This window comes from Citrobacter sp. Cpo089, assembly GCF_030332695.1.
In the GTDB taxonomy this organism is placed as follows: Bacteria; Pseudomonadota; Gammaproteobacteria; order Enterobacterales; family Enterobacteriaceae; genus Citrobacter; species Citrobacter portucalensis.
Map to the genome: position 1 here is coordinate 75,588 of NZ_JAOWHJ010000073.1, position 25,248 is coordinate 100,835.

21 protein-coding genes are annotated in these 25,248 nt (G+C 43.5%); 20 read left to right on the top strand and 1 reads right to left on the bottom strand.

The features are described from left to right. The first annotated feature begins 2 nt into the window (after nucleotides 1-2). The 20 genes from OGX92_RS20205 to OGX92_RS20300 all read left to right on the top strand — a co-directional run bounded on the left by OGX92_RS20205 (nucleotide 3) and on the right by OGX92_RS20300 (nucleotide 25,048). Nucleotides 3-482 carry a GDP-mannose mannosyl hydrolase gene (locus tag OGX92_RS20205; protein WP_286586995.1) on the top strand — a complete coding sequence of 160 codons (480 nt, stop codon included), beginning with the start codon at nucleotides 3-5 and terminating at the stop codon, nucleotides 480-482. Further along, the gene (gene wcaI / locus OGX92_RS20210; protein ID WP_286586996.1) at nucleotides 479-1,705 is read left to right on the top strand and encodes a colanic acid biosynthesis fucosyltransferase WcaI; all 1,227 of its coding nucleotides are present in this window, start codon (nucleotides 479-481) and stop codon (nucleotides 1,703-1,705) included. Before OGX92_RS20205 ends, wcaI begins: the two co-directional genes overlap by 4 nt. After that, on the top strand, nucleotides 1,705-3,141 hold the full coding sequence (gene cpsB, locus OGX92_RS20215) for a mannose-1-phosphate guanyltransferase (protein ID WP_191222396.1): 1,437 nt from the start codon (nucleotides 1,705-1,707) through the stop codon (nucleotides 3,139-3,141). The genes wcaI and cpsB (OGX92_RS20215) overlap by 1 nt, the downstream gene beginning before the upstream one ends. A gap of 127 nt (nucleotides 3,142-3,268) precedes the next feature. Then, nucleotides 3,269-4,639, top strand: coding sequence for a colanic acid biosynthesis phosphomannomutase CpsG (gene cpsG / locus OGX92_RS20220; protein WP_286586997.1), 1,371 nt, complete (start codon nucleotides 3,269-3,271; stop codon nucleotides 4,637-4,639). A gap of 54 nt (nucleotides 4,640-4,693) precedes the next feature. Further along, nucleotides 4,694-6,088 carry an undecaprenyl-phosphate glucose phosphotransferase gene (wcaJ, locus tag OGX92_RS20225; protein WP_126317720.1) on the top strand — a complete coding sequence of 465 codons (1,395 nt, stop codon included), beginning with the start codon at nucleotides 4,694-4,696 and terminating at the stop codon, nucleotides 6,086-6,088. 1 nt (nucleotide 6,089) lies between these two features. Continuing rightward, nucleotides 6,090-7,568: a colanic acid undecaprenyl disphosphate flippase WzxC gene (gene wzxC / locus OGX92_RS20230; protein ID WP_125112556.1), complete on the top strand. Its 1,479-nt coding sequence runs from the start codon at nucleotides 6,090-6,092 to the stop codon at nucleotides 7,566-7,568. A 23-nt stretch (nucleotides 7,569-7,591) separates the two neighbouring features. Next, the gene (gene wcaK, locus OGX92_RS20235) at nucleotides 7,592-8,872 is read left to right on the top strand and encodes a colanic acid biosynthesis pyruvyl transferase WcaK (RefSeq protein WP_257661838.1); all 1,281 of its coding nucleotides are present in this window, start codon (nucleotides 7,592-7,594) and stop codon (nucleotides 8,870-8,872) included. After that, complete coding sequence (wcaL, locus tag OGX92_RS20240; protein ID WP_164562619.1) at nucleotides 8,869-10,089, top strand: colanic acid biosynthesis glycosyltransferase WcaL; 1,221 nt, start codon at nucleotides 8,869-8,871, stop codon at nucleotides 10,087-10,089. Before wcaK ends, wcaL begins: the two co-directional genes overlap by 4 nt. A gap of 11 nt (nucleotides 10,090-10,100) precedes the next feature. After that, complete coding sequence (wcaM, locus tag OGX92_RS20245) at nucleotides 10,101-11,495, top strand: colanic acid biosynthesis protein WcaM (protein ID WP_286586998.1); 1,395 nt, start codon at nucleotides 10,101-10,103, stop codon at nucleotides 11,493-11,495. A gap of 165 nt (nucleotides 11,496-11,660) precedes the next feature. Further along, the gene (gene galF / locus OGX92_RS20250; protein WP_060854693.1) at nucleotides 11,661-12,554 is read left to right on the top strand and encodes a GalU regulator GalF; all 894 of its coding nucleotides are present in this window, start codon (nucleotides 11,661-11,663) and stop codon (nucleotides 12,552-12,554) included. Nucleotides 12,555-12,881: 327 nt separating this feature from the next. Then, complete coding sequence (locus OGX92_RS20255) at nucleotides 12,882-14,006, top strand: glycosyltransferase (RefSeq protein ID WP_191219848.1); 1,125 nt, start codon at nucleotides 12,882-12,884, stop codon at nucleotides 14,004-14,006. Between the two features lie 113 nt (nucleotides 14,007-14,119). After that, nucleotides 14,120-15,556: a mannose-1-phosphate guanyltransferase gene (gene cpsB / locus OGX92_RS20260; RefSeq protein ID WP_286586999.1), complete on the top strand. Its 1,437-nt coding sequence runs from the start codon at nucleotides 14,120-14,122 to the stop codon at nucleotides 15,554-15,556. Between the two features lie 135 nt (nucleotides 15,557-15,691). Further along, complete coding sequence (cpsG, locus tag OGX92_RS20265; protein ID WP_286587000.1) at nucleotides 15,692-17,062, top strand: phosphomannomutase CpsG; 1,371 nt, start codon at nucleotides 15,692-15,694, stop codon at nucleotides 17,060-17,062. A 20-nt stretch (nucleotides 17,063-17,082) separates the two neighbouring features. Beyond that, nucleotides 17,083-18,345, top strand: coding sequence for an MATE family efflux transporter (locus OGX92_RS20270; RefSeq protein WP_286587001.1), 1,263 nt, complete (start codon nucleotides 17,083-17,085; stop codon nucleotides 18,343-18,345). Then, the gene (gene wzy / locus OGX92_RS20275) at nucleotides 18,332-19,555 is read left to right on the top strand and encodes an oligosaccharide repeat unit polymerase (protein WP_286587002.1); all 1,224 of its coding nucleotides are present in this window, start codon (nucleotides 18,332-18,334) and stop codon (nucleotides 19,553-19,555) included. Before OGX92_RS20270 ends, wzy begins: the two co-directional genes overlap by 14 nt. A 167-nt stretch (nucleotides 19,556-19,722) precedes the next feature. Then, the gene (locus OGX92_RS20280) at nucleotides 19,723-20,817 is read left to right on the top strand and encodes a glycosyltransferase (RefSeq protein ID WP_191219849.1); all 1,095 of its coding nucleotides are present in this window, start codon (nucleotides 19,723-19,725) and stop codon (nucleotides 20,815-20,817) included. A gap of 12 nt (nucleotides 20,818-20,829) precedes the next feature. Beyond that, nucleotides 20,830-21,861, top strand: coding sequence for a polysaccharide biosynthesis protein (locus OGX92_RS20285; protein WP_149281915.1), 1,032 nt, complete (start codon nucleotides 20,830-20,832; stop codon nucleotides 21,859-21,861). Beyond that, nucleotides 21,854-22,723 carry a dTDP-4-dehydrorhamnose reductase family protein gene (locus OGX92_RS20290; protein ID WP_149281916.1) on the top strand — a complete coding sequence of 290 codons (870 nt, stop codon included), beginning with the start codon at nucleotides 21,854-21,856 and terminating at the stop codon, nucleotides 22,721-22,723. Before OGX92_RS20285 ends, OGX92_RS20290 begins: the two co-directional genes overlap by 8 nt. Further along, entirely contained in the window at nucleotides 22,701-23,855 is a 1,155-nt protein-coding gene (gene wecB, locus OGX92_RS20295) for a non-hydrolyzing UDP-N-acetylglucosamine 2-epimerase (RefSeq protein WP_286587024.1), read from the top strand. Before OGX92_RS20290 ends, wecB begins: the two co-directional genes overlap by 23 nt. Next, nucleotides 23,855-25,048: a glycosyltransferase family 4 protein gene (locus tag OGX92_RS20300; protein WP_286587003.1), complete on the top strand. Its 1,194-nt coding sequence runs from the start codon at nucleotides 23,855-23,857 to the stop codon at nucleotides 25,046-25,048. The genes wecB and OGX92_RS20300 overlap by 1 nt, the downstream gene beginning before the upstream one ends. A 140-nt stretch (nucleotides 25,049-25,188) precedes the next feature. On the opposite strand, the gene OGX92_RS23500 is transcribed toward OGX92_RS20300, so the two are convergent. Further along, nucleotides 25,189-25,248 (bottom strand): IS1 family transposase (locus OGX92_RS23500; RefSeq protein ID WP_071528444.1); only part of this gene is annotated, 60 nt, incomplete at its 5' end.

A 25,248-nucleotide genomic window follows, 5' to 3' on the forward strand; every position in this document is an offset into this window, starting at 1 on the left:
GCATGTTTTTACGTCATGAGGATTTTGCCACCGTTGTACGTTCAACTCCGCTGATTTCCATCGATTTGATCGTGGAAAACGCCCACGGCGAATTTCTGCTTGGCAAGCGCCTCAATCGTCCGGCGCAGGGGTACTGGTTCGTGCCCGGCGGTCGGGTGCAAAAAGATGAACCGCTGCGCGCGGCCTTTGAGCGGCTGACTGACGCTGAGCTGGGGTTAGGTTTACCGCTGTCCGCTGCAGAGTTTTACGGGGTCTGGCAGCACTTCTATGACGACAACTTTTCCGGGGAAGATTTCTCAACGCATTACATCGTGTTGGGATTTCGTCTGCGGGTGTCGGAAAACGACCTGCAGCTGCCTGACGTTCAACATGACGCGTACCGCTGGCTGGCAATTGAAGAGATTCTGACCAGTGACCATGTGCACGACAACAGCCGGGCTTACTTCTGTGAGAAGAGTCAGGCCGGAGTACCCGGGCTATGAAGATCCTTGTGTATGGCATCAACTATTCGCCGGAGTTGACCGGTATTGGTAAATACACCGGTGAAATGGTGGAGTGGATGGCACAACAGGGGCATGACGTACGGGTGATCACTGCGCCGCCTTATTATCCGCAGTGGAAGGTCAACGGTCGCTATTCATCCTGGCGCTATCGTCGTGAAGAGGGCGATGCCATCGTCTGGCGTTGTCCGCTGTATGTGCCTGAGCAGCCTTCTACGCTCAAGCGTGTGCTGCATCTAGGCAGTTTCGCTCTGAGCAGTTTCTTTCCGCTGCTGGCGCAGCGTCGCTGGAAGCCAGATCGCATCATTGGGGTAGTGCCGACGCTGTTTTGTACGCCGGGCATGCGTCTGCTGGCGAAGCTGTCCGGGGCGCGCACGCTGCTGCATATTCAGGATTACGAAGTCGATGCCATGCTGGGGCTTGGCATGGCGGGCAAAGGCAAGCGTGGCGCGGTGGCAAAACTGGCCAGCGCCTTTGAGCGCAGTGGGCTGTTGAATATGGATCATATTTCGACCATTTCTCGCTCAATGATGAATAAAGCGCAGGAGAAGGGCGTTGATGCACAGAAGGTCATTTTCTTTCCGAACTGGTCAGAAGTAACACGTTTTCGTGACGTGAACGATGCCGATGCTCTGGCGTTGCGCCAGCAACTGGGCTTGCCTGATGATAAAAAAATCATTCTCTACTCAGGCAATATCGGTGAAAAGCAAGGGCTGGAGAGTGTGATCGACGCAGCGGCCCTGTTGAGCGAACAGCCCTGGCTGTTTGTGATTGTCGGGCAGGGCGGGGGGAAAGCGCGGCTGGAGAGTATGTCTAGTGAACGCGGCCTGAACAATGTGATCTTCTTTCCGCTGCAATCTTATGACGCGCTGCCTGCGCTGCTCAAGATGGCGGACTGCCATCTGGTGGTACAAAAGCGCGGTGCGGCGGATGCCGTATTGCCCTCCAAACTGACCAATATCCTCGCCGTTGGCGGTAACGCGGTGATTACCGCCGAACCGGAGACCGAGTTGGGTCAGCTGTGTGACGCTCACCCAGGCATCGCGGTGTGTGTCGAACCTGAATCAATGAATGCGCTGGTTGGCGGGATTCAACAGGCGTTAACCATGCCAAAAGTGAACACGGTGGCACGTGAGTATGCCGAACGCACGTTGGATAAAGAAAACGTGCTGAGCCAATTTATTGCAGATATTCGGGGTACATGATGAGTCAAAGCAAACTCTTTCCGGTGGTGATGGCCGGTGGCTCGGGTAGCCGTTTATGGCCTCTGTCCCGCGTGTTGTATCCAAAGCAGTTCCTGTGCCTGAAAGGCGACCTCACCATGCTGCAGACAACGATTTGTCGTCTGAACGGCGTGGAGTGCGAAAGCCCGGTGGTTATCTGTAATGAACAACACCGTTTCATTGTGGCGGAGCAGCTACGACAACTGCACAAGCTGACTGAGAATATTATTCTCGAACCCGCCGGGCGCAATACGGCACCGGCGATAGCACTGGCCGCGCTGGCGGCAAAACGTCAAAGTCCGGGGGAAGATCCGCTGCTGTTGGTATTGGCGGCCGATCACATGATTGCCGACGAGGAGGCATTTCGCGAGGCGGTTCGCAATGCAATGCCCTACGCCAGCGCGGGTAAGCTGGTGACGTTTGGCATCGTGCCGGACCAGCCGGAGACCGGCTATGGTTATATACGTCGCGGCGAGGTTTCGCCATCCAATACTGACGCCGTGGCTTTTCAGGTGGCGCAGTTTGTTGAAAAGCCCAATCTGGAAACCGCGCAGGCTTACGTGGCGAGCGGCGACTACTACTGGAACAGCGGCATGTTTCTGTTCCGGGCCGGGCGCTATCTGGAAGAACTGAAAAAATATCGCCCCGACATTCTTGAGGCCTGCGAAAACGCCATGAGTACGGTTGACCCCGATCTTGATTTTATCCGCGTTGATGAACAGGCGTTTCTCGCCTGCCCGGAAGAGTCTGTGGACTATGCGGTAATGGAACGTACGGCCGATGCGGTGGTTATGCCCATGAACGCAGGCTGGAGCGATGTTGGCTCCTGGTCATCATTGTGGGAAATCAGCGCCCATACCGCTGAAGGCAATGTGCATCATGGTGACGTCATTAGCCATAAAACGGAAAACAGCTACGTGTATGCCGAGTCTGGCCTGGTGACGACCGTCGGGGTGAAGGATCTGGTGGTGGTGCAGACCAAAGATGCGGTGCTGATAGCCGATCGCAACGCGGTGCAGGACGTCAAAAAAGTGGTGGAGCAAATTAAAGCTGACGGACGCCATGAACACCATATTCACCGTGAAGTTTATCGTCCATGGGGCAAGTACGACTCTATTGATGCCGGAGACCGTTACCAGGTGAAGCGGATTACCGTTAAACCCGGTGAGGGATTGTCCGTGCAGATGCATCATCACCGGGCTGAACACTGGGTTGTGGTGGCTGGTACCGCGAAGGTGACAATCAATAACGACATTAAACTGCTCGCTGAAAACGAGTCTGTCTATATTCCGCTGGGGGCGACCCATTGTTTGGAGAACCCGGGGAAAATCCCGCTCGATCTGATTGAAGTGCGCTCCGGATCTTACCTCGATGAGGATGATGTGGTGCGGTTTGCGGACAGATACGGGCGCGCTTAACACAACATCATCGTTGCCGGATGGCGGCGTGTACGCCTTATCCGGCCTACAAACGAACGGTTAGTCATTTTTTGAAAAATATCTCCAGTCAGGAGAGGGCTAACTGTTGCCTGAAGAAGGGTAAATCATGACGAAATTAACCTGTTTCAAAGCCTACGATATTCGCGGCAGGCTGGGCGAAGAGCTGAATGAAGATATTGCGTGGCGTATTGGCCGCGCTTATGGCGAGTACCTGAAGCCAAAAACGATTGCCCTTGGCGGCGATGTGCGCCTGACCAGTGAGACGCTGAAGCTGGCGCTGGCGAAAGGACTGCAGGATGCAGGCGTGGATGTGCTGGATATTGGCATGTCGGGTACCGAAGAGATTTATTTTGCCACTTTCCACCTGGGCATTGACGGCGGTATTGAAGTGACCGCCAGCCATAATCCGATGGATTACAATGGCATGAAGCTGGTGCGGGAAGGGGCTCGGCCCATCAGCGGTGATACCGGTCTGCGCGACGTGCAGCGCCTGGCGGAAGCCAATGACTTCCCGGCGGTTGATGAGACAAAACGTGGCCGCTACCAGCGCATTACTACCCGTGATGCCTACATTGACCACCTGCTGGGTTACATCAATCCAGCCAACCTGAAACCGATGAAGCTGGTGCTCAATTCCGGCAACGGCGCGGCAGGTCCGGTGGTTGACGCCATTGAAGCCCGTTTTAAGGCGCTGGGCGTGCCGGTCGAGTTCATCAAAATTCACAACATGCCGGATGGCAACTTCCCCAACGGTATTCCCAATCCTCTGCTGCCGGAATGCCGGGCCGACACGCGCAATGCGGTGATTGAACACGGCGCGGATATGGGGATTGCCTTCGACGGTGATTTTGACCGCTGCTTCCTGTTCGATGAAAAAGGTCAGTTCATTGAAGGCTACTACATTGTCGGCCTGCTGGCGGAAGCGTTTCTGGAGAAGAATCCGGGGGCGAAAATTATCCACGACCCACGCCTGTCCTGGAACACCGTGGATGTGGTGACGGCGGCAGGCGGTAAACCGGTGATGTCTAAAACCGGGCACGCGTTTATCAAAGAGCGGATGCGCCGTGAAGATGCCATTTATGGCGGTGAAATGAGCGCGCACCACTATTTCCGCGATTTTGCCTATTGCGACAGCGGAATGATCCCGTGGCTGCTGGTGGCGGAGCTGCTGTGTCTGAAAGGGCAGTCGCTGGGCGAACTGGTTCGTGACCGGATGGTGGCCTACCCGGCGAGCGGAGAAATAAACAGTACACTGGCAGAGCCGACGGCGGCGATTGCGCGCGTGGAGCAGCATTTTTCCCGTGAGGCGTTGTCGGTGGACAGAACGGACGGTATCAGCATGTCGTTTGTCGACTGGCGCTTTAATTTACGCTCATCCAATACCGAACCGGTGGTGCGCCTGAACGTGGAATCGCGCGGAGATATTCCGTTGATGGAAGCGCGAACGCGCACTCTTCTGGCGTTACTGAATCAGTAATGCTGGTGCTTCCTTTGCCCGATGCTGGGCAAAGGGTGACTAACAGGAACCACGATGACACATCTAAAAAAGCGCGAACGCGCCAAAACCAATGCGTCGTTAATTTCGATGGTGCAACGCTTTTCAGATATCACCATCATGTTTGGCGGGTTGTGGGTAATCTGCGAATTAAGCGGTTTGCCTTTCCTGTACATGCACCTGCTGGTGGCGCTGATCACGCTGGTCGTTTTTCAGATGCTCGGTGGCATAACGGATTTTTATCGCTCCTGGCGTGGTGTCAAAATTTCCACTGAGCTGGTGCTGTTACTGCAAAACTGGTCGCTGAGTCTGATTTTTTGCGCAGGTCTGATCGCCTTTAATAACGATTTTGACAACCGTCTCGCCGTCTGGCTGGCGTGGTATCTGCTATCCAGCGTTGGCCTGGTGTTGTGCCGTTCGTTTATTCGCTACGGCGCGGGATGGATGCGCAATCGCGGGTACAACACTCGTCGGGTGGCGGTGGCAGGTGAGCTGCCAGCCGGACAAATGCTACTGGACAGTTTTCGCCATGAACCGTGGCTGGGGTTTGAAGTAGCAGGTGTCTATCACGATCCTATCCCTGGAAAAAACTCCCGCGACTGGGCCGGTAATCTGCAACAACTGGTGGATGACGCCAAAGCCTCACGCATTCATAACGTTTATATCGCCATGTCGATGAGCGATGGCGCCAGCGTCAAAAAACTGGTGCGTGAGCTGGCTGATACCACCTGTTCTGTGATCCTTATTCCTGATGTCTTTACCTTCAACATTCTGCATTCACGGATTGAAGAGATGAACGGCATTCCGGTGGTGCCGCTGTATGACACGCCGCTCTCGGGGATTAATCGTCTGTTAAAGCGCGCGGAAGATATCGTGCTGGCTTCGCTGATCCTGCTGCTTATTTCTCCGGTGCTGTGTGGCATAGCGCTACTGGTAAAACTGACCTCCAAAGGACCGGTGATTTTCCGCCAGACCCGCTATGGCATGGACGGCAAACCGATCAAAGTCTGGAAGTTTCGTTCGATGAAAGTGATGGAAAACGACGCGGTGGTGACGCAGGCGACGCAAAACGATCCGCGCGTTACCCCTGTGGGGAATTTCCTGCGCCGAACGTCGCTCGATGAACTGCCGCAGTTTATTAACGTGCTGACCGGAGGCATGTCTATCGTCGGGCCACGCCCGCATGCGGTAGCGCATAACGAACAGTATCGCCAACTGATCGAGGGGTACATGTTACGCCATAAGGTGAAACCGGGGATTACCGGCTGGGCGCAAATCAACGGCTGGCGGGGTGAAACCGATACGCTGGAAAAAATGGAAAAACGTGTGGAATTTGACCTCGAATACATTCGCGAGTGGAGCGTGTGGTTCGATATCAAAATTGTTTTTCTGACGGTATTCAAAGGCTTTGTCAACAAAGCGGCGTATTAACATGAGTTTACGAGAAAAAACGCTTAACGGCGCAAAGTGGTCGGCGATTGCCACGGTGATCATCATTGGTCTGGGGCTTATCCAGATGACCGTACTGGCACGGATTATTGATAACCACCAGTTCGGGTTGTTAACCGTGGCGCTGGTGATCATCGCGCTGGCCGATACGTTGTCTGACTTTGGTATCGCCAACTCAATTATTCAGCGTAAAGAGATTGGCTATCTTGAACTGACCACGCTGTACTGGCTCAACGTTGGGATGGGTATCGTGGTATGCGTGGCGATGTTTCTGTTGAGCGAGACGATTGCCCATGTGCTCAATAACCCAGAACTGGCACCGCTCATCAAAACCTTATCACTGGCGTTTGTGGTGATACCGCACGGGCAGCAGTTTCGCGCGCTGATGCAAAAAGAGCTGGCCTTCAACAAAATTGGCATGATTGAAACCAGTTCGGTACTGGCCGGTTTTACCTTTACCGTAGTCAGCGCCCATTTCTGGCCGCTCGCACTGACGGCCATTCTCGGGTATCTGGTAAACAGTACGCTACGTACGCTGCTGTTCGGCTATTTTGGTCGCCGGATTTACCGTCCGGGGCTGCATTTTTCTCTGGCATCGGTTTCGTCGAATCTGTGTTTTGGTGCGTGGCTGACGGCAGACAGCATCATCAATTACATCAATACCAACCTTTCCACGCTGGTTTTAGCCCGCACGTTGGGAGCTGGCGTGGCGGGCGGATTCAATCTCGCCTGGAATGTGGCGGTTGTCCCCCCGATCAAACTGAACCCGATTATCACCCGCGTGCTGTTTCCGGCGTTTGCCAAAATCCAGGACGACAGTGAAAAGCTGCGAGTGAATTTTTACAAGCTGCTGTCGGTGGTTGGGATTATCAACTTCCCGGCGCTGCTGGGACTGATGGTGGTGTCGAATAATGTGGTGCCGCTGGTATTCGGCGAGAAGTGGAACGGCATTATCCCCATCCTGCAACTGCTGTGCATTGTTGGGCTGCTGCGCTCGGTGGGGAATCCAATAGGATCGCTTTTGATGGCGAAAGCGCGGGTTGATATCAGCTTTAAATTCAATGTGTTCAAAACCTTTCTGTTTATTCCCGCCATTTTCATCGGTGGACATCTGGCCGGGGCAATTGGCGTGACGCTGGGCTTTTTGTTGGTCCAGGTGATTAACACAGTCCTCAGCTATTTCGTGATGATTAAACCTGTTCTTGGCCCCAGCTACCGCCAGTACATGCTCAGTCTTTGGCTGCCGTTGTATCTCTCCTTGCCAACCCTTGTGGTGAGTTATGCGCTGGGTGTGTTGCTGCATGGGCAACTGTCGTTGGGCGTGTTGTTGGGGAGCCAGATAGCGGCAGGGGCGCTGGCGTTTGCGCTAATGATGGTGCTGTCGCGTCATCCGCTGGTGGTGGAAATAAAACGCCAGCTCTGTCGCAGTGAAAAAATGAAAACCTTGCTCCGTGCAGGATAAGAACAACGCTTTAAGAGGTCATAATGAAACTATTAATTTTGGGCAACCATACCTGCGGGAACCGAGGGGATAGCGCGATCCTGCGCGGTTTACTGGATGCCATTAACGCGTTGCGTCCTGAGACTGAAGTGGATGTTATGAGCCGTTACCCGGTGAGCTCCTCATGGTTGCTGAACCGCCCGGTGATGGGCGATCCGCTGTATTCGCAGATGAAGCAACACAACAACGCAGCGGGTGTTATGGGGCGCGTGAAGAAAGTGCTGCGTCGCCGCTATCAGCATCAGGTACTGCTCTCGCGTGTTACCGACTCCGGTAATCTGCGCAATATCGCTATCGCCCAGGGTTTTACCGATTTTGTTCGTCTGCTGTCGCGCTATGACGCCATCATCCAGGTCGGCGGATCGTTCTTTGTCGATCTGTATGGCGTACCGCAGTTTGAACATGCCCTGTGTTCGTTTATGGCGAAAAAACCGTTGTACATGATTGGTCACAGCGTGGGGCCATTCCAGGATGAGCAGTTTAATCAACTGGCGAACTACGTGTTTGGTCACTGTAATGCGTTGATTTTACGTGAATCCGTCAGTCTTGATCTGATGAAGCGCAGCGAAGTAACCACGGATAAAGTTGAAACAGGCGTGGATACGGCCTGGCTGGTCGACAATCATCATGAGGATTTTGAGCCAGGTTATGCGGTACAGCACTGGTTAGATATGGCGGCTAAACAGAAGACCGTTGCCATTACATTACGCGAGTTGGCCCCTTTTGATAAGCGTCTGGGGACAACGCAGCAGGCCTATGAGCAAGCCTTTGCCGGGGTGGTGAACCGCATCCTCGATGAAGGTTACCAGGTGATTGCACTGTCAACCTGCACCGGTATTGATAGTTACAACAAAGATGATCGCATGGTGGCGTTAAACCTGCGCCAGTATGTTAACGACCCGGCTCGATATCACGTGGTGATGGATGAACTTAACGATCTGGAGATGGGGAAGATTCTGGGAGCATGCGATCTGACGGTGGGTACTCGCTTGCACTCGGCCATCATCTCGATGAATTTTATGACGCCTGCCATCGCCATTAACTACGAGCATAAATCGGCAGGGATTATGCAACAGTTGGGGTTACCGGAGATGGCTGTCGATATTCGCCACCTGCTCGATGGCAGCCTGGAAGGAAAGGTCGCCGATACCCTCGGACAGTTACCTGAACTGAACATACGGCTTGGGGACGCTGTGACACGTGAACGCGAACGCGGGGTACACATGGTGCAGTCGGTTTTAACGCGTATTGAGGGGGAAAAATGAAGATTGGCTTTTTCCTGCTTAAATTTCCGCTCTCTTCTGAGACCTTTGTACTCAATCAGATAACCGCATTTATCGATATGGGCTACGACGTGGAGATTGTCGCTTTGCAGAAGGGCGATCTTGAAAATACGCATGCCTCATTTAATACCTACCGGCTGGGTGAAAAAACGCGCTGGTTGCTCAATGAACCGGAAAGCAAACTGGCGAAGCTGAAATATAGGGCCGCGGCGGCTCTGCACGGTCTCACCCGCGCAGCGACCTGGAAGGCGCTTAATGTTGCACGCTATGGCGAGGAGGCGCGCAATCTGATTTTGGCGGCTATTTGCGGCGGGAATCCGCAGGCGTTTCAGGCGGATGTCTTTATTGCTCATTTTGGGCCGGCAGGCGTAACCGCCGCCAAGTTGCGTGAGCTTGGGATGATCCGCGGAAAAATCGCCACGGTTTTTCACGGCGTCGATGTTTCGCATCGGGATGTGCTTACCCGCTATACCCCTGAGTATCAGCAACTGTTTCAACGTGGAGATTTGATGTTACCCATCAGCAATCTCTGGGCCGGACGTTTAAAAAACATGGGATGCCCGCCGCAAAAAATCGCGGTTTCGCGTATGGGTATCGACATGACGCGTTTTACCCCTCGCCAACTGAAAGCACCAGCTGCACCGCTGGAAATTATCTCTGTCGCCCGGTTAACCGAGAAAAAAGGACTGCACGTCGCCATCGAAGCCTGTCGACAGTTAAAAGAGCAGGGCGTCTCATTTCGTTATCGCATCCTGGGTATCGGCCCTTGGGAGCGTCGTTTACGTACGCTGATCGAGCAATATCAACTTGATGACGTGATTGAGATGCCTGGCTTTAAGCCCAGTCATCAGGTAAAGGAGATGCTTGAGCAGGCGGATGTATTTTTACTGCCGTCGATTACCGGAAGAGACGGTGATATGGAGGGGATCCCGGTGGCGCTGATGGAGGCGATGGCGGTAGGTATTCCGGTGATTTCTACCGTTCACAGTGGGATCCCTGAGCTGGTCGAGTCGGGCAAGTCTGGCTGGCTGGCACCGGAAAATGACGCGCAGGCACTGGCAGAGCGTTTAACGGCATTTAGCCTGCTCGATAGTGAGCAGGTACAGCCGATTGTGCTGTGTGCGCGCGAAAAAATTGAAACTGAATTTAATCAGCTAGCGATCAATAAACAGTTAGCCAGTCTGCTGCAAACGATGTAAATCGAGGTTGTATGTCAGAGAACAAACTCTCACGCCGTACTTTTCTGACGGCAGGCTCTGCGCTTGTCGTACTGCATACTCCCGTTGTCCGGGCGCTTGAATCATCGGATAGCGTCAACATTCAGGATTACAACCCAAAGGATTGGGTCGCTTCTTTCCGGCAGGCGTTCCAGGAAGGACAAACGGTAGTCGTACCCAAAGGACTGGAATGTAAGGATCTCAATACCGCTGTCGTTATTCCGCCAGGCAAAACGCTACACCTGCAAGGGCGAATAAGCGGCAATGGCCGAGGGCGCTTTATTCTGCAGGATGGATGTAAGGTGATGGGTGAGCAGGGCGGGAGCCTAAGGAATGTTACTCTCGATGTGCGCGGTTCGGACTGCGTGATAAAAGGGATTGCCATGAGTGGTTTCGGCCCGGTGACGCAAATCTATATCGGCGGCAAAACACCGAGGCTGATGCGTAATCTGGTTATCGATGATATTACCGTCACGCGCGCTAACTATGGGATCCTGCGTCAGGGATTTCATAACCGGATGGATGACGTAAAGATTACAAACTGCCGTTTTAGCGATCTACAGGGGGATGCCATTGAGTGGAATGTGGCGATCAACGACAGCAACATCCTCATTTCTGACCATGTCATTGAACGTATTAACTGTACCAATGGCAACGTGAACTGGGGCATCGGCATCGGGCTGGCGGGCAGTACCTATGACAATTCCTATCCCGATGAACTGGCGGTAAAAAACTTTGTCGTGGCGAATATCACCGGTACCGACTGTCGACAGCTAGTCCATGTAGAGAACGGCAAACATTTTATCATTCGTAATATCACTGCACGAAATATTACCCCAAATTTTAGTAAGAAAGCGGGCATTGATAATGCGACGGTCGCTATTTATGGATGCGATAATTTCGTGATTGATAATATCAATATGGAAAATAGCGCAGGTATGCTCATTGGCTACGGTGTTATTAAAGGACGATATTTATCCATTCCGCAGAACTTTAAGTTAAATAATATCCATCTGGATAACACAAAACTTGAATATAAATTACGCGGCATTCAGATCTCATCAGGTAATGCAACGTCGTTCGTGGCCATCACCAACGTTGAGATGAAGCGAGCCACGCTTGAGTTGCACAACCAACCGCAGCACCTTTTTTTACGTAACATCAGAGTGATGCAGCAATCCACAACAGGACCCGCGCTCAAGATGCACTTCGATCTACGCCAGGATGTGCGCGGCAAGTTTATGGCCAGACAGGACACACTACTCTCACTGGCCAACGTACATGCAGTAAACGAAACTGGGCAAAGTTCAGTTGACATCGACCGGGTAAACCATCAGGTGGTGAATGTCGAAGCGGTGAATTTTCGACTGCCGGGGCAGGGGAGGTAACTTTGCGACCATTCCTGGCTCAAGTTGTACCCGCCTGGGATTAAGATTACTGCATTCCACAGTTAAGCGGCGTAACATACGCGGCATCGGAGTAATGTAATTCATACTGGCTAAAACAAGCTAAAAAGCTATAATTCAGCAACAATTGAATAGGTGAATGACTTAATGATTAATTTGAAAGCAGTTATTCCGGTAGCAGGTCTGGGGATGCACATGTTGCCTGCCACGAAGGCAATCCCTAAAGAGATGCTGCCGATCGTAGACAAGCCGATGATTCAATACATTGTCGACGAAATTGTAGCTGCCGGTATCAAAGAAATCGTTCTGGTGACTCATGCGTCTAAGAACGCCGTTGAGAACCACTTCGACACCTCTTACGAACTCGAATCGTTGCTTGAGCAGCGTGTTAAACGCCAGCTCTTAGCCGAAGTGCAGTCTATCTGTCCTCCGGGCGTGACTATCATGAACGTTCGTCAGGCTCAGTTGCTGGGTTTGGGGCATTCCATTCTTTGTGCTCGCCCTATCATTGGCGATAACCCGTTTGTCGTGGTATTACCTGACGTCGTTCTGGATACCGCAAGTGCGGATCCGTTGCGCTACAACCTCGCTGCCATGGTGGCACGTTTCAATGAAACCGGGCGCAGTCAGGTGCTGGCTAAACGTATGGAAGGTGATCTGTCTGAATACTCTGTTATTCAAACCAAAGAGGCTTTGGACAACGAAGGTAAAGTCAGCCGTATCGTTGAGTTCATTGAAAAACCCGACCAACCGCAAACGCTGGATTCCGATCTGATGGCCGTAGGGCGCTACGTGCTTTCGGCTGATATTTGGGCAGAACTGGAAAAAACTGAACCAGGTGCTTGGGGGCGTATTCAGTTAACTGATGCTATTGCAGAATTGGCTAAAAAACAGTCTGTTGATGCTATGCTGATGACAGGCGACAGCTACGACTGCGGCAAGAAGATGGGTTACATGCAGGCATTCGTTAAGTATGGACTGCGTAATCTGAAGGAAGGTCCGAAGTTCCGTAAGAGCATCGAGAAGTTGCTGAGCGAGTAGAGATTTACAGGTCTTTGTGACGGTAAGCCAGAAAATAGCGGCAGCTAACATCCAAGCTTCTATGCTTTAGCAATGGAATGTTACTGTCGTTTTTTTATGAAAAATGACCAATAACAACAAGTTAACCTACCAAGTTTAATCATGGCTTTGTCAGATTTTTTCTTGTTTCTGGTAGCATTTGGTAAGACAATTAGCGTTTGAGTTTCGAGCCATAGTGGCAAACCAAACCTTATCATAGTAAATTTTGAGAGCACGCAGTGCACTGGTAGCTGTAAAGCCAGGGGCGGTAGCGTGAGTTTTTATCCACTGTGATAATTAGGAAAAGTAGTGGAAAATATCATATTCTTAACTTTAGACCTTGTTTATCCAGACGACACTGGTGGTCGTAAACTTTCTTTAGGCAGGATTTTACATGAGCAAGAAAAAGGGAGTACTGTAACTGTAATTCATTATAATTATAAGAATCAAGTCGACAATGACGCTAAGATTTTTTTTAAAGCAAAAAATATATCTTTTTATTCATTCAGTCCCTCACAAAAAAATAATGGATTTGGCAGACTTATAGCATATGCCAAATCATGTATTTATAAAATGCCTGAACCTTATTTTTTAATTAACAATGATAGTCGTTTTAAATTATTTTTAGATGATAAAATTCAACAAATTAAACCATCGTTAATATCTATGGAATCTATTTTTTTAGCGAGTGTTAGTGATTTTATTCTAAATAATAAAATAAAATTGAATTATACTTTCCACAATGTCGAATCTGATTTCTATTTCAGTCTATACATATCTGAAACAAATAAAATAAAAAAAATCCATTATTACATTCAATCTTTATTATTAAAAGTTATCGAGAAAAACCTTTTTAATCTCACCGGGAAAATTACATACACATTTTTATCGAAAGAAGATTTAAACGAGTATAAAAAAAGATATATCATCAATGATAATCTTTGCTTGATTAATCACAATAATATAAACATAACAAAAATAATAAATCGGAAAATAAATCATATAGAACCCTTTTTTCTTTTTACGGGAAGTTTAGATTTTCCCGCTAATAGTTTTGCTATTCGGAAATTACTTGAGTATCCAGGGTTGGATTGGACTTGTGTACCTAAGATTGTGATTACTGGATCAATTTCAGAAGATATAAAAAAGACTTTTTCTTGTTTTGAAAATATTTATTTCGCTGGTAGAGTGTCCGAAAATGAGCTATATGAATTATTTACAACATGTGTTGCAAGCATTTCGCCGATCTTAACTGGCGGAGGTATTAAAATAAAAAACTTAGAGGCCATAAAATTAGGAGTGCCACTTATTGCTACTAAGTTTTCATGCATTGGCATAAATACACACTCTGAAAAAGTTATCCTGACAGAGAATGATTCTGTTAGTTTTTACAATGCTATGGTCGGTTTCTATAATAATGTCTGTAGATCATAGGGGAATAATAATGATTATCTTTAATTATGAAAATCATCGAACTGGTGATATGCAGTAAGTTAAGGAATTTTGCATCAAGTTTTACATCCCACTAAAGTAAATGAAGGTTATTAATGAGTAATACAAGAATTTGTCCAGTGATAATGGCTGGCGGTATGGGGAGTCGATTATGGCCACTGTCTAGAGAATTATACCCCAAGCAATTTCTCCGTTTGCAAGGCAAATCAAGTATGCTTCAAACCACAATCGATAGGCTTGATGGGATTGACTGTGAAGAACCGATAGTTATTTGCAATGAACAACATCGATTTATAGTTGCGGAGCAGTTGAGAGAGATAAATAGCTTAGCTGGAAATATTATACTTGAACCTTTTGGCCGTAATACGGCTCCCGCAATAGCGCTTGCTGCTCTTGCTAAGATAAATAGTAATGAAAATCATGATCCGATACTATTAGTTTTGGCTGCTGATCATATTATTCAAAACGAAGATGCTTTCCGCGAAGCAGTGCAAAATGCAGTTTCATACGCTGAAAATGGCAAGCTTGTTACTTTTGGTATAATACCTGATCACCCTGAAACAGGTTATGGTTATATTCGTCGAGGAAATTTATCTCAGGCCCTTAGTGCTTCATCTGCATTTGAAGTTGCCCAATTTGTCGAAAAGCCTGATCGTGAAACTGCTGAGGCATATGTGGCGAGTGGAGAATACTATTGGAACAGTGGCATGTTTTTGTTCCGCGCCGGTCGCTATCTGGAGGAACTTCGAAAATACCGTCCAGATATTCTTGAAGTTTGTGAAAAGTCTATGAGTGCATCTGATCTAGATCTAGACTTTATTCGCGTTAATGAGCAGTCATTCCAGTCTTGTCCCGCTGAATCAATAGATTATGCTGTGATGGAACACACTGTGGACGCGGTAGTAATGCCAATGTCGGCAGGTTGGAGTGATGTAGGATCTTGGTCATCATTATGGGAGGTGTGCCCCCACTCTGCAGAAGGAAATGTCTATCATGGCGACATTATTAGCCTGAAAACCCAAAATAGCTATATATATGCTGAATCGGGGTTGGTAACTACTGTGGGGGTGAAAGATCTGGTGGTGGTACAAACTAAAGATGCGGTACTAATTGCAGATCGTCACTGCGTTCAAGATGTCAAAAATGTGGTGGAAAAAATAAAAGCAGAGGGTCGCCACGAACACCACACTCACCGTGAAGTATATCGACCATGGGGTAAATATGATTCTATCGACAAAGGCGAACGCTATCAAGTCAAACGGATCACCGTAAAACCCGGAGAGGGGTTATCTGTACAGATGCATCACCACCGCGCAGAACACTGGGTTGTAGTGGCAGGTACAGCTAAAGTAACAGTTAACGGCAAAATCGAACTGCTAGGTGAAAATGAGTCAATTTATATTCCACAAGGTGCTACACACTGTTTGGAAAACCCAGGGAAAATTCCACTTGATGTAATTGAAGTTCGTTCTGGTGCTTATCTTGAAGAAGATGATGTGGTGCGTATTGCTGATCGCTACGGGAGGGTGTAGGTAATTTATCTATATCCTGTGGTAGTGCTGCATTTCTTCAGGCTGCGTCTTTGCTGTGCTATCAAGCGAATAATTAAAAATTAAAATTTGATCATTTACATATCAGAAACGAATTCTTTTAGAAAAGGGAAAGTAATGAATAAGTTAAATTGTTTTAAAGCCTATGATATTCGTGGCAGATTGGATGAAGAAATTAATGAGGAGATCGCGTGGCGGATCGGACGAGCATACGGCGAATACTTAAAACCGGAAACCATTGTATTGGGTGGTGATGTACGCCTGTCAAGTGAGAAGCTAAAACTGGCACTTTCCAATGGTCTTAGAGATGCTGGTGTTGATATACTGGATATTGGCCTGTCTGGTACGGAGGAGATTTACTTTGCCACTTTCTACCTTGGTGTGGATGGCGGCATCGAAGTTACCGCCAGTCATAATCCAATGGACTACAATGGCATGAAATTGGTACGAAAGGGCGCAAGGCCAATCAGTGGAGACACCGGTTTGCATGATATACAGCGACTGGCTGAGATTAACAACTTTTCATCAGTTAATAAGAAGAATCAAGGTAGTTATCGGAAGATCAATCTTCGGAAAAAATATATCGATCACTTGATGGGGTATATTGATTTCAAAAATTTTACACCGTTGAAACTGGTAATTAATTCTGGTAATGGCGCTGCCGGGCCCGTAGTTGATGCTATTGAAGAGAGGTTAAAAGATATGGGTGTTCCTATATCGTTAATTAAGGTGCACAATACTCCCGATGGAAATTTTCCCAATGGTATCCCAAACCCGCTACTCCCTGAGTGTCGTGCTGATACCCGCCAAGCTGTTATTAAACATGGCGCAGATATGGGCATTGCATTTGACGGTGATTTTGATCGCTGTTTTTTCTTTGATGAAACTGGACAATTTATTGAGGGGTACTACATTGTCGGCCTGTTGGCTGAAGCGTTTTTAGATAAATATCCAGGATCAAAAATTATTCATGATCCACGTTTATCGTGGAATACTGAGGAAGTCGTAACAACTGCTGGTGGCGTCCCAGTGATGTCGAAAACTGGACATGCCTTTATCAAGGAACGCATGCGTCTTGAAAATGCTGTCTATGGTGGGGAGATGAGCGCACACCACTATTTTCGAGATTTTGCTTACTGTGATAGTGGTATGATTCCGTGGCTACTGGTTGCGGAATTAGTATGTTTGAAGGGACAGTCCTTAGGGGAATTAGTCCGCGACAGGATGAAGGCATTTCCTGCTAGTGGTGAAATAAATTACCGACTGGCGCAGCCGGAAGAAGCAATTGCTAGGGTAGAAGCATATTTTGCTTCAGAAGCATTGACCGTTGATTGGACTGACGGAGTCAGTATGTCGTTCACTGATTGGCGCTTTAACCTGCGTTTATCAAACACTGAACCTGTAGTTCGTTTGAATGTAGAGTCGCGAGGCGATATCGCCTTAATGGAGTCAATGACTCAACTTATTAAATCCCTATTATTACAATAAACTTAAGTATGAATTTAAAAATGAAAACTATGCTAAATAGCTATTTGCAACAGTCAAGTTCATTTTTAGCAAGGATCTTTGTTTCTTTAATATCAATGTTTTTAAGCATTATTATTGTTCGTCTATATGATAAAAACATCGTCAGTTCTTTTTTTCTTTTTGTAAGTTATACGACATTTTTAACACAAGTTTTTTTATTAGGCATGACACCATTTTTGAATATTTTAGCAGCTAAAAAAATTAAACTTTACGATCTTTATAAAGAAATTATAAAAAAAATATGTATATCAATGCCAATAACAATTATTGCATTATTGGGGTTGGTTGGAATATTAAAAGTTGAGAATGGATATTTTTTATTTTTAGCCACTGTTATTAGCGGGGTGAGCAGTATACTAACAGAGTTAATGAAAGGCAATGGGGCATATATAGCCTCCCAGTTATATAATGGTGGGGTAAGTACATTATTCTTTATAGCTCTACTCGTCGCGAGTAAATTATTTAACTATAATGAGGATGTGATATTTTTATATGTGCTTTCGTTGTTTATTTCATTAGTGATGAATTACTATGAATGGATGTCTAAATATAGAAATGTCTCGACTGTTAGAATTTGTCCAAAAGATAAAATAGCATTCAAGAAAATCTTACCTATTTATTTTGCTACGGTCATTGTCTATTTGTTTTCACAGATTGATCTTTGGTTTGTTTCTAAGAATTTTGACGCTACAATTGTTGCTCAATATGGTTTGGCTATTAGATTAGCAGCATTATTAAGTTTTTCAACATTATCAGTAAGGGCAATAGCTGCTAATCGTATACCTTTATTAATTAATAATAAAGAGTTATTACAAAAGGAAATTCATCACAGTTGTAATTTTTCATTCATGGTGAGTGCGATGACATTGTTATCATTGCTCATATTAGGTTATTGGCTTATTGGTATAGTCTTTGGCTCTGACTATCAGTTTTCGTGGTATATATTAGTAGTTTTCGCTGTGGGGCAGATTATTAACTCCGCAACAGGGCCATGTGACTTTCTCTTAAGTCATACAGGTCATGGTGTATCACTTATGTGGATAACATTTATCTCATTCATCATGTTAGTAATCTTATTTACTTGTATTCAAACATTAAATGCGAGTAATATTTTTTTATACTGCTGCGCGGTTTCTTTTGTAATTTCAATACAAAACCTGAGTGTTATGTATGTAGCATTTAAAAAAACAGGTATTGTAGCTCTACCATATTTCAAAAGAGTATATTCTAGTGTCGAAAAATAATAGAAATTTAATAATTTCATTCTTAACGTTATATATCATATCTGCGCTAATATCGATGTTTCAAACCCTGACGCAGAATAATTATCCTGGGGAATTAGAAGAATTCACAAGGTCTATTTCATCTTTTGAAGTGGTATCAATTAGTTTTTTTAATATAATGTCGTTTGTGGCTTGTTATTTTATATTTTCCATGCTTTCAAGCTTTAGGGTGAAAATAAATAAAAACCTTGGTGTTGTATTTGTAAAGGAAAGGATTAATAAACTTCTATTAATTTTGTTAGTAGCACAGATTCTATTTCTGCTTATTACCAGTGTTGGAAAGGTAACTACTAATGTTAATGAGATTTCTGCATCGCCATACAGTCCATTATTTGCTTTTTTAAAACCAGAACCTTTTATATACCTGTTTTTTTTGACGTTTAGAATGGAAAAGGATTTTTCTTATAGGAAAAACTTACTATTTACTATTAATATATTGCTATTTATAACATTCAAGATTCTTCAAGGGTGGACGAGTTTTCTGCTTATTATGTTTTTTTTGGAGGCTTATGCGCGCTTTCAACGAAATAAAAGTAAATTTGTTTTTTTGTTACCTCTTTTTATTATATTTTTTGGTGGATGGATTTATCAGTATGCATATGTCATAAAAAACGAAATTCGGGGGAGTACTGTTGCACCTATAAGTTATTTTCAAGGTGTGGAGCAACTTACATCAAGATTATCGATGAACCCTGTTTCTTTAGGTGCATATCAAAATTATGATTCCATCATCAAATTGTATCAAAAGGAAAATATTACCTTTAAAGAGTCAGCATCCTTGCTAAGGCCAATTATACCCGGTGGATTAATTGATAAAGACTATAGAATTTTAAATAATAATGTCATTGCATCATTTTATCCGGATTTAAATCAGTACACTAGTTCTGATTTTGGCATTGTCATGTATTATTATATATTATTTAATTCAAGCTTTCCCGATTTCATTCTTTTGATTTTTATCACAATAACATTGTTAATCATAGCAAAAATGTATTTTGATTCTATGTCATCTTATTCAGGGCAATATGATATATTGCTTTTTTTTATTCTTTTTTATACAATTTATACTGTTAGCATTGAAAATGTTTATGGGCAAGGATTTTTTCCGTATATATTTAGCACTGTGTTTTTTTATTTTTCTGGAGGAATTAAATTTATAATAAGGAAATGATTTTTGATGTGTTAAACGCATTTTTAGATAATGAACATGAGGTTTATATAAATTCATGTAAATACAGGACTTGAATAGTGTTTAATTATTCTCAATTATTGATAATGATACGGGAGTAATTTATTTAATAAAATGTTGTAATGGGAATAACTATAAGTAGGTGTTTAATGTTCGATAAGAAGAAAGAATATATAATCGTTAGTGCAACTGCATTGGCAGCAAGTGGGGCATTGACTATTTTACGACAATTTATTCAGCACGCTGCGAATGATATTAATAATTATATTGTTTTTGTTCCAGCTGCAGTAGATTTACCAAGTCATGATAATATTATCTACGTTAAAAATAGTCCCAAAGGGTGGGTGAAACGAATTTATTGGGATTGGATTGGATGCAAAATATTCTTAATGCGACATTCAATCAAAGTAAAAAAAATAATTTGTTTACAGAATTCAAGTATAAATGTTCCATATCCTCAGATAATATATCTCCATCAACCTATCCCGTTTAGCGAGTTTGATTTTTTTCTAAAAGAGTTTAGCTTTAGCAACATTAAGTTGCTTTTGTATAAAAAATTCTACGCACTATTCATTTTTAAATTTATAAATGAGAAATCAATATTTGTGGTGCAAACTGAATGGATGAAAGAAAGTGTATTAAATAAATGCAAAAGATTAAGAAAGAATCAAGTTGTTGTTATAAAACCAGACTTGAAGGTTTTAAATGAAATAAAAGAAGATGAAAAAATATCAAGAAAAACATTATTATATCCAGCCACAGCATTAAGCTATAAAAACCACATAGTAATCCTCAAGGCCTTAACACAATTAGTAGAGAAGTATCACATTCATGATATCAAATTTCAAGTTACTTTTGATGAGGGAGAATATAAGAACTTTGACCGTTTTGTCTATAAAAATAACTTATTAAAAAATATAGAATATCTTGGTGTTATATCTTATAATGATCTCCAAAAGGAATATAAAAGAGCATCGTTAGTTGTGTTTCCAAGTTATATAGAATCATATGGACTACCACTAATTGAAGCTGCTTCATTAGGTAAACGAATAGTGTGCAGCGATTTACCATATGCACGCGATGTACTCGATAATTATGAAGGAAGTGTTTTTGTTAAATACAATGATGTAGACGAGTGGGCTTTTTCAATTTCTAGAGCACTGGATATTATTTCTGGTACACCAATCAGGCCTTACGAAAATAACAATCGTTCTTCATGGCCGGATTTCTTTAAACTCATTTGATAGGGGGAAACAATGTTTAAAAATGCTACTTTACTAATTACTGGTGGTACTGGCTCTTTTGGGAATGCTGTTTTACGACGCTTTTTAGATTCAGATATTGGCGAAATTCGAATCTTTAGTCGTGATGAGAAAAAACAAGATGATATGCGTAAAAAATACGCAAGTGATAAGCTGAAATTTTATATAGGCGACGTTAGAGACTATAGTAGTGTATTGACAGCGACTCGTGGGGTCGATTTCATATATCATGCAGCAGCATTAAAGCAAGTACCTTCATGTGAGTTCTATCCAATGGAGGCAGTTAAGACTAACGTTATTGGGACTGATAACGTATTGGAAGCTGCAATTGCAAATAAAGTTTCACGTATTGTTTGTTTAAGTACTGATAAAGCTGTTTATCCAATTAATGCGATGGGTACATCTAAGGCTATGATGGAAAAAGTCATCGTAGCTAAGTCAAGAAATCTACCTAAAAATATTACAATCTGTGCTACGCGATATGGGAATGTAATGGCGTCACGAGGTTCAGTCATCCCTCTCTTTATTAATCAAATCCTTGAAGGACGCCCAATCACCATCACCGATCCGTGCATGACTCGATTCATGATGACTTTAGATGATGCCGTAGACCTTGTGTTACATGCATTCGAGCATGGCACTAATGGTGATATTTTTGTTCAAAAAGCACCAGCTGCAACAATAGAAACACTAACAAAGTCATTACTTGAAATAACTAAACAACATTCTCACCCAATTAATATTATCGGAACTCGCCATGGTGAGAAACTATTCGAGGTACTATGTAGTCGAGAAGAAATGTTAGTTGCAGAAGACCAAGGTAATTACTATCGTATACCTAGTGATAAACGCGATCTAAATTATGAAAAATTCTTCGATAAAGGGACTAAAGAAATTCAGTCTTTTGAAGACTATAACTCTCATAATACCCGTCGTTTAAATGTTGAGGAAATGATAGATCTCCTTCGAAAATTAGACTATATCAATAAAATTGAAGCTGGTGAAAAGGCAGATCCAGATGCGTAAAAAAATCCTAATTGTTGGTGCAAATGGCATGCTAGGTAGTAGTTTACTACGCTATTTTTCATCGATTGGTGGTTATGAAGTTCTTGGTACGACAAGAAATATTGTTGTTGCAGAACAGCTTGAACAAAAGCTCAATGTGAAAATTATTGACAATGTTGATGCCACTGATTTTAAACGATTAGAGTCTGTAGTAGCAGAGCATAAGCCAAATATTGTCCTCAACTGCGTTGGCATAATTAAACAACTTGATGCGGCAAAAAACAATATATTGTCTATTGAAATTAACTCATTACTTCCACACAAATTAGCTAAATTATGTTCAGCTCATAATGCGAAATTAATCCATTTTTCAACTGATTGCATTTTTAAAGGTACGAAAGGTAATTATGTTGAGGATGATGAGTCTGATGCTATAGATTTATATGGAAAATCTAAGTTCTTAGGTGAAGTTGGTTATGATGGACATTTAACATTACGAACTTCTATTATCGGTCATGAGTTGGGGTCAAATCATAGCCTTGTTGACTGGTTTTTATCACAACAGAATTCAGTGACAGGATTTACTAACGCAATATTCTCCGGACTCCCGACTTGTTATATGGCAGAGGTTATCCATGAGTATGTTCTTCCAAACAACCTTTCTGGCTTATTTCATTTAAGTGTAGACCCAATTAGTAAATATGATTTACTGAATATTATAAAAAAAGTATATGGCAAAAATATTGATATAAAGCCAACTGACGATTTTAGAATAGACCGCAGCTTGAATTCTGCACTATTTAGTAATAAAACAAATTTTGCCCCAGAACCTTGGACTAAATTAATTGAGAAGATGAATGATGAATACAATAAATATTTCTAAAACAAAAATACGGGTTGTTACTGTAGTTGGTACTAGACCTGAAATTATTCGTTTATCTCGGGTCATTGCTGTTCTCGATGAGTACACTGAACATTTTCTTGTTCATACAGGGCAAAATTATGATTACGAACTCAATGAAGTATTCTTTAATGAGCTTGAAATCAGAAAACCTGATTTTTTCCTGAATGCTGCAGGTCAGAATGCTGCTGAGACTATTGGAAACGTAATTATTGAGGCCGATAAGGTGTTTGATAAATTGCAACCTGAAGCTTTGCTTATTCTCGGTGACACAAATAGTGCTCTAGTTTCCATTGCAGCTAAAAGACGTAAAATTCCCATTTTTCATATGGAAGCGGGAAATCGATGCTTTGATTTCAGGGTTCCAGAGGAGATAAATAGAAAGATTGTTGATCATATTTCAGATATCAATTTGACATATAGTGAAATAGCCAGGGAATATCTGTTGAGGGAGGGTGTTTCAGCAGATCAAATTATTAAAACTGGTAGCCCGATGAGAGAGGTTTTAAATTTTTATAAGGAAAAAATTGTAGCTTCCTCTATTCTTGAAAAACTTAACCTACAATCATCTGGTTATTTCCTTGTCAGTAGCCATCGAGAAGAAAATGTTGATTCACCTCAAAAATTGCGCTCTCTAATTGAGACGTTAAATGCATTGTCTGAGAAATATAAATTGCCAATAATAGTATCAACACATCCGCGCACTCGTAATAGAATTGATGCTTTGGATATTACGGTAAGTAATAATATCATTTTTTCTAAGCCATTTGGCTTTTTAGATTATATAAAACTGCAGCAGAATGCTCGTGTTGTACTTTCAGATAGTGGAACTATAACTGAAGAATCATCGGTGTTGAATTTTCCAGCATTAAACCTTCGTGAAGTGCATGAGCGACCTGAAGGATTTGAAGAAGCTGCTGTTATGTTTGTCGGGCTGGATAAAAACAGAATTATTCAGGGAATCGACATTTTACAGAGTCAAAAACGTGGTGACAATGATCGTGACCTCCATATGGTTACAGATTATCAGATAGATAATGTTTCAATTAAAATTCTTAGAATTATTATGAGCTATACCAACTTTGTTAATCAAAAAGTTTGGAAAAAATCCTAATGCGTATTGCGTTAATATGTGATGACTATTTACCTCATAGTACTCGCGTTAGTGCAAAAATGATGCATGAATTGGCATGTGAACTTTTATGCAAAGGTCATGAACCAGTCGTTATTTGTCCTGACGATAAAATTAAATCTCTTGATATTTTGAAGTTGGATGGTGTTACAATTTATAAATTTCCTAATGGATCTATAAAAGATGTATCTAAGTTCTATAGGGCTATAAATGAATCTGCACTTTCATTTAATGCATGGCGATTTGTTAGTAAACATCTTAGCGAAGATAAAATAGATGGAATTGTATACTACTCACCATCTATATTTTTCGGGCCGTTAGTAAAAAAAATTAAACAAAAGCACCGCTGTAAATCTTACTTAATATTAAGAGATTCTTTTCCTCAATGGTTAGTGGATCAGAAAATAATTAAGAAAAATGGGCTCGCAGAGAAATACTTCAGATGCTTTGAGCGGATCAATTATAATGCTGCAGACTGTATTGGTGTAATGTCAGATAGAAATAAAGATATTTTTATCAACAAATATAGTGATAAGTACAATGTGCAAGTTTTATTTAATTGGGCTAATTTCAAAAGCATAGATATAATTCCGCATTCAACTCTATTGTCAAAAATGTCACTTCAGGATAAAGTGATCTTTTTTTATGGTGGTAATATTGGACATGCTCAGGATATGATGAACTTAATGAGGCTGGTTAAATCAATGGCTTATCGTGATGATGTTCATTTTTTATTAGTTGGTCAGGGAGATGAGGTACCTGTTGTTGAGAATTTTATTTTAAATAACTCATTGAATAATTGCACATATTTACCATCTATAACCCAATGTGAATTTAAGTCTGTATTAAAAGTTGTAGATGTTGGCCTATTCAGTCTTGCTAAAAATCATTCAGTTCATAATTACCCAGGTAAATTATTAGGATATATGGCGAATAAGCTTCCTATATTAGGTAGTGTTAATGAAGGTAATGATGTTATGCAGGTTATTAATAGTGCAAAGGCAGGTTTTGCTTTTGTTAACGGCAACGATGAGGCTTTGCTTAATGCAGCGATATCTCTTGCAGAGGATACTCAGCTAAGAAAAAGTCTTGGGAATAATGCTTTCTCTTTGTTACAAGAGAAATTCTCTGTGGAAATGGCCGCTGATACGATCTTAAAAAATTTATTTTCCTGACATTGATATGGTGGTTTTTATGAAAGTATCTTTTTTAACTCAAGATGATTTTGAAGATTTAACTCAGGAAGCATTTGCATCCATTCGATTGAGAACCCATCTACTTCTTCATGAAAGCCCTAACGGGTAATGACTCCAACTTATTGATAGTGTTTTATGTTCAGATAATGCCCGATGACTTTGTCATGCAGCTCCACCGA

Bases quoted from the DNA above. Each gene is read 5' to 3' on its own strand.
- OGX92_RS20205 (WP_286586995.1), top strand. From the start codon at position 3: ATGTTTTTACGTCATGAGGATTTTGCCACCGTTGTACGTTCAACTCCG.
- wcaI (WP_286586996.1), top strand. From the start codon at position 479: ATGAAGATCCTTGTGTATGGCATCAACTATTCGCCGGAGTTGACCGGT.
- cpsB (WP_191222396.1), top strand. From the start codon at position 1,705: ATGAGTCAAAGCAAACTCTTTCCGGTGGTGATGGCCGGTGGCTCGGGT.
- cpsG (WP_286586997.1), top strand. From the start codon at position 3,269: ATGACGAAATTAACCTGTTTCAAAGCCTACGATATTCGCGGCAGGCTG.
- wcaJ (WP_126317720.1), top strand. From the start codon at position 4,694: ATGACACATCTAAAAAAGCGCGAACGCGCCAAAACCAATGCGTCGTTA.
- wzxC (WP_125112556.1), top strand. From the start codon at position 6,090: ATGAGTTTACGAGAAAAAACGCTTAACGGCGCAAAGTGGTCGGCGATT.
- wcaK (WP_257661838.1), top strand. From the start codon at position 7,592: ATGAAACTATTAATTTTGGGCAACCATACCTGCGGGAACCGAGGGGAT.
- wcaL (WP_164562619.1), top strand. From the start codon at position 8,869: ATGAAGATTGGCTTTTTCCTGCTTAAATTTCCGCTCTCTTCTGAGACC.
- wcaM (WP_286586998.1), top strand. From the start codon at position 10,101: ATGTCAGAGAACAAACTCTCACGCCGTACTTTTCTGACGGCAGGCTCT.
- galF (WP_060854693.1), top strand. From the start codon at position 11,661: ATGATTAATTTGAAAGCAGTTATTCCGGTAGCAGGTCTGGGGATGCAC.
- cpsB (WP_286586999.1), top strand. From the start codon at position 14,120: ATGAGTAATACAAGAATTTGTCCAGTGATAATGGCTGGCGGTATGGGG.
- cpsG (WP_286587000.1), top strand. From the start codon at position 15,692: ATGAATAAGTTAAATTGTTTTAAAGCCTATGATATTCGTGGCAGATTG.
- OGX92_RS20270 (WP_286587001.1), top strand. From the start codon at position 17,083: ATGAAAACTATGCTAAATAGCTATTTGCAACAGTCAAGTTCATTTTTA.
- OGX92_RS20280 (WP_191219849.1), top strand. From the start codon at position 19,723: ATGTTCGATAAGAAGAAAGAATATATAATCGTTAGTGCAACTGCATTG.
- OGX92_RS20285 (WP_149281915.1), top strand. From the start codon at position 20,830: ATGTTTAAAAATGCTACTTTACTAATTACTGGTGGTACTGGCTCTTTT.
- OGX92_RS20290 (WP_149281916.1), top strand. From the start codon at position 21,854: ATGCGTAAAAAAATCCTAATTGTTGGTGCAAATGGCATGCTAGGTAGT.
- wecB (WP_286587024.1), top strand. From the start codon at position 22,701: ATGAATACAATAAATATTTCTAAAACAAAAATACGGGTTGTTACTGTA.
- OGX92_RS20300 (WP_286587003.1), top strand. From the start codon at position 23,855: ATGCGTATTGCGTTAATATGTGATGACTATTTACCTCATAGTACTCGC.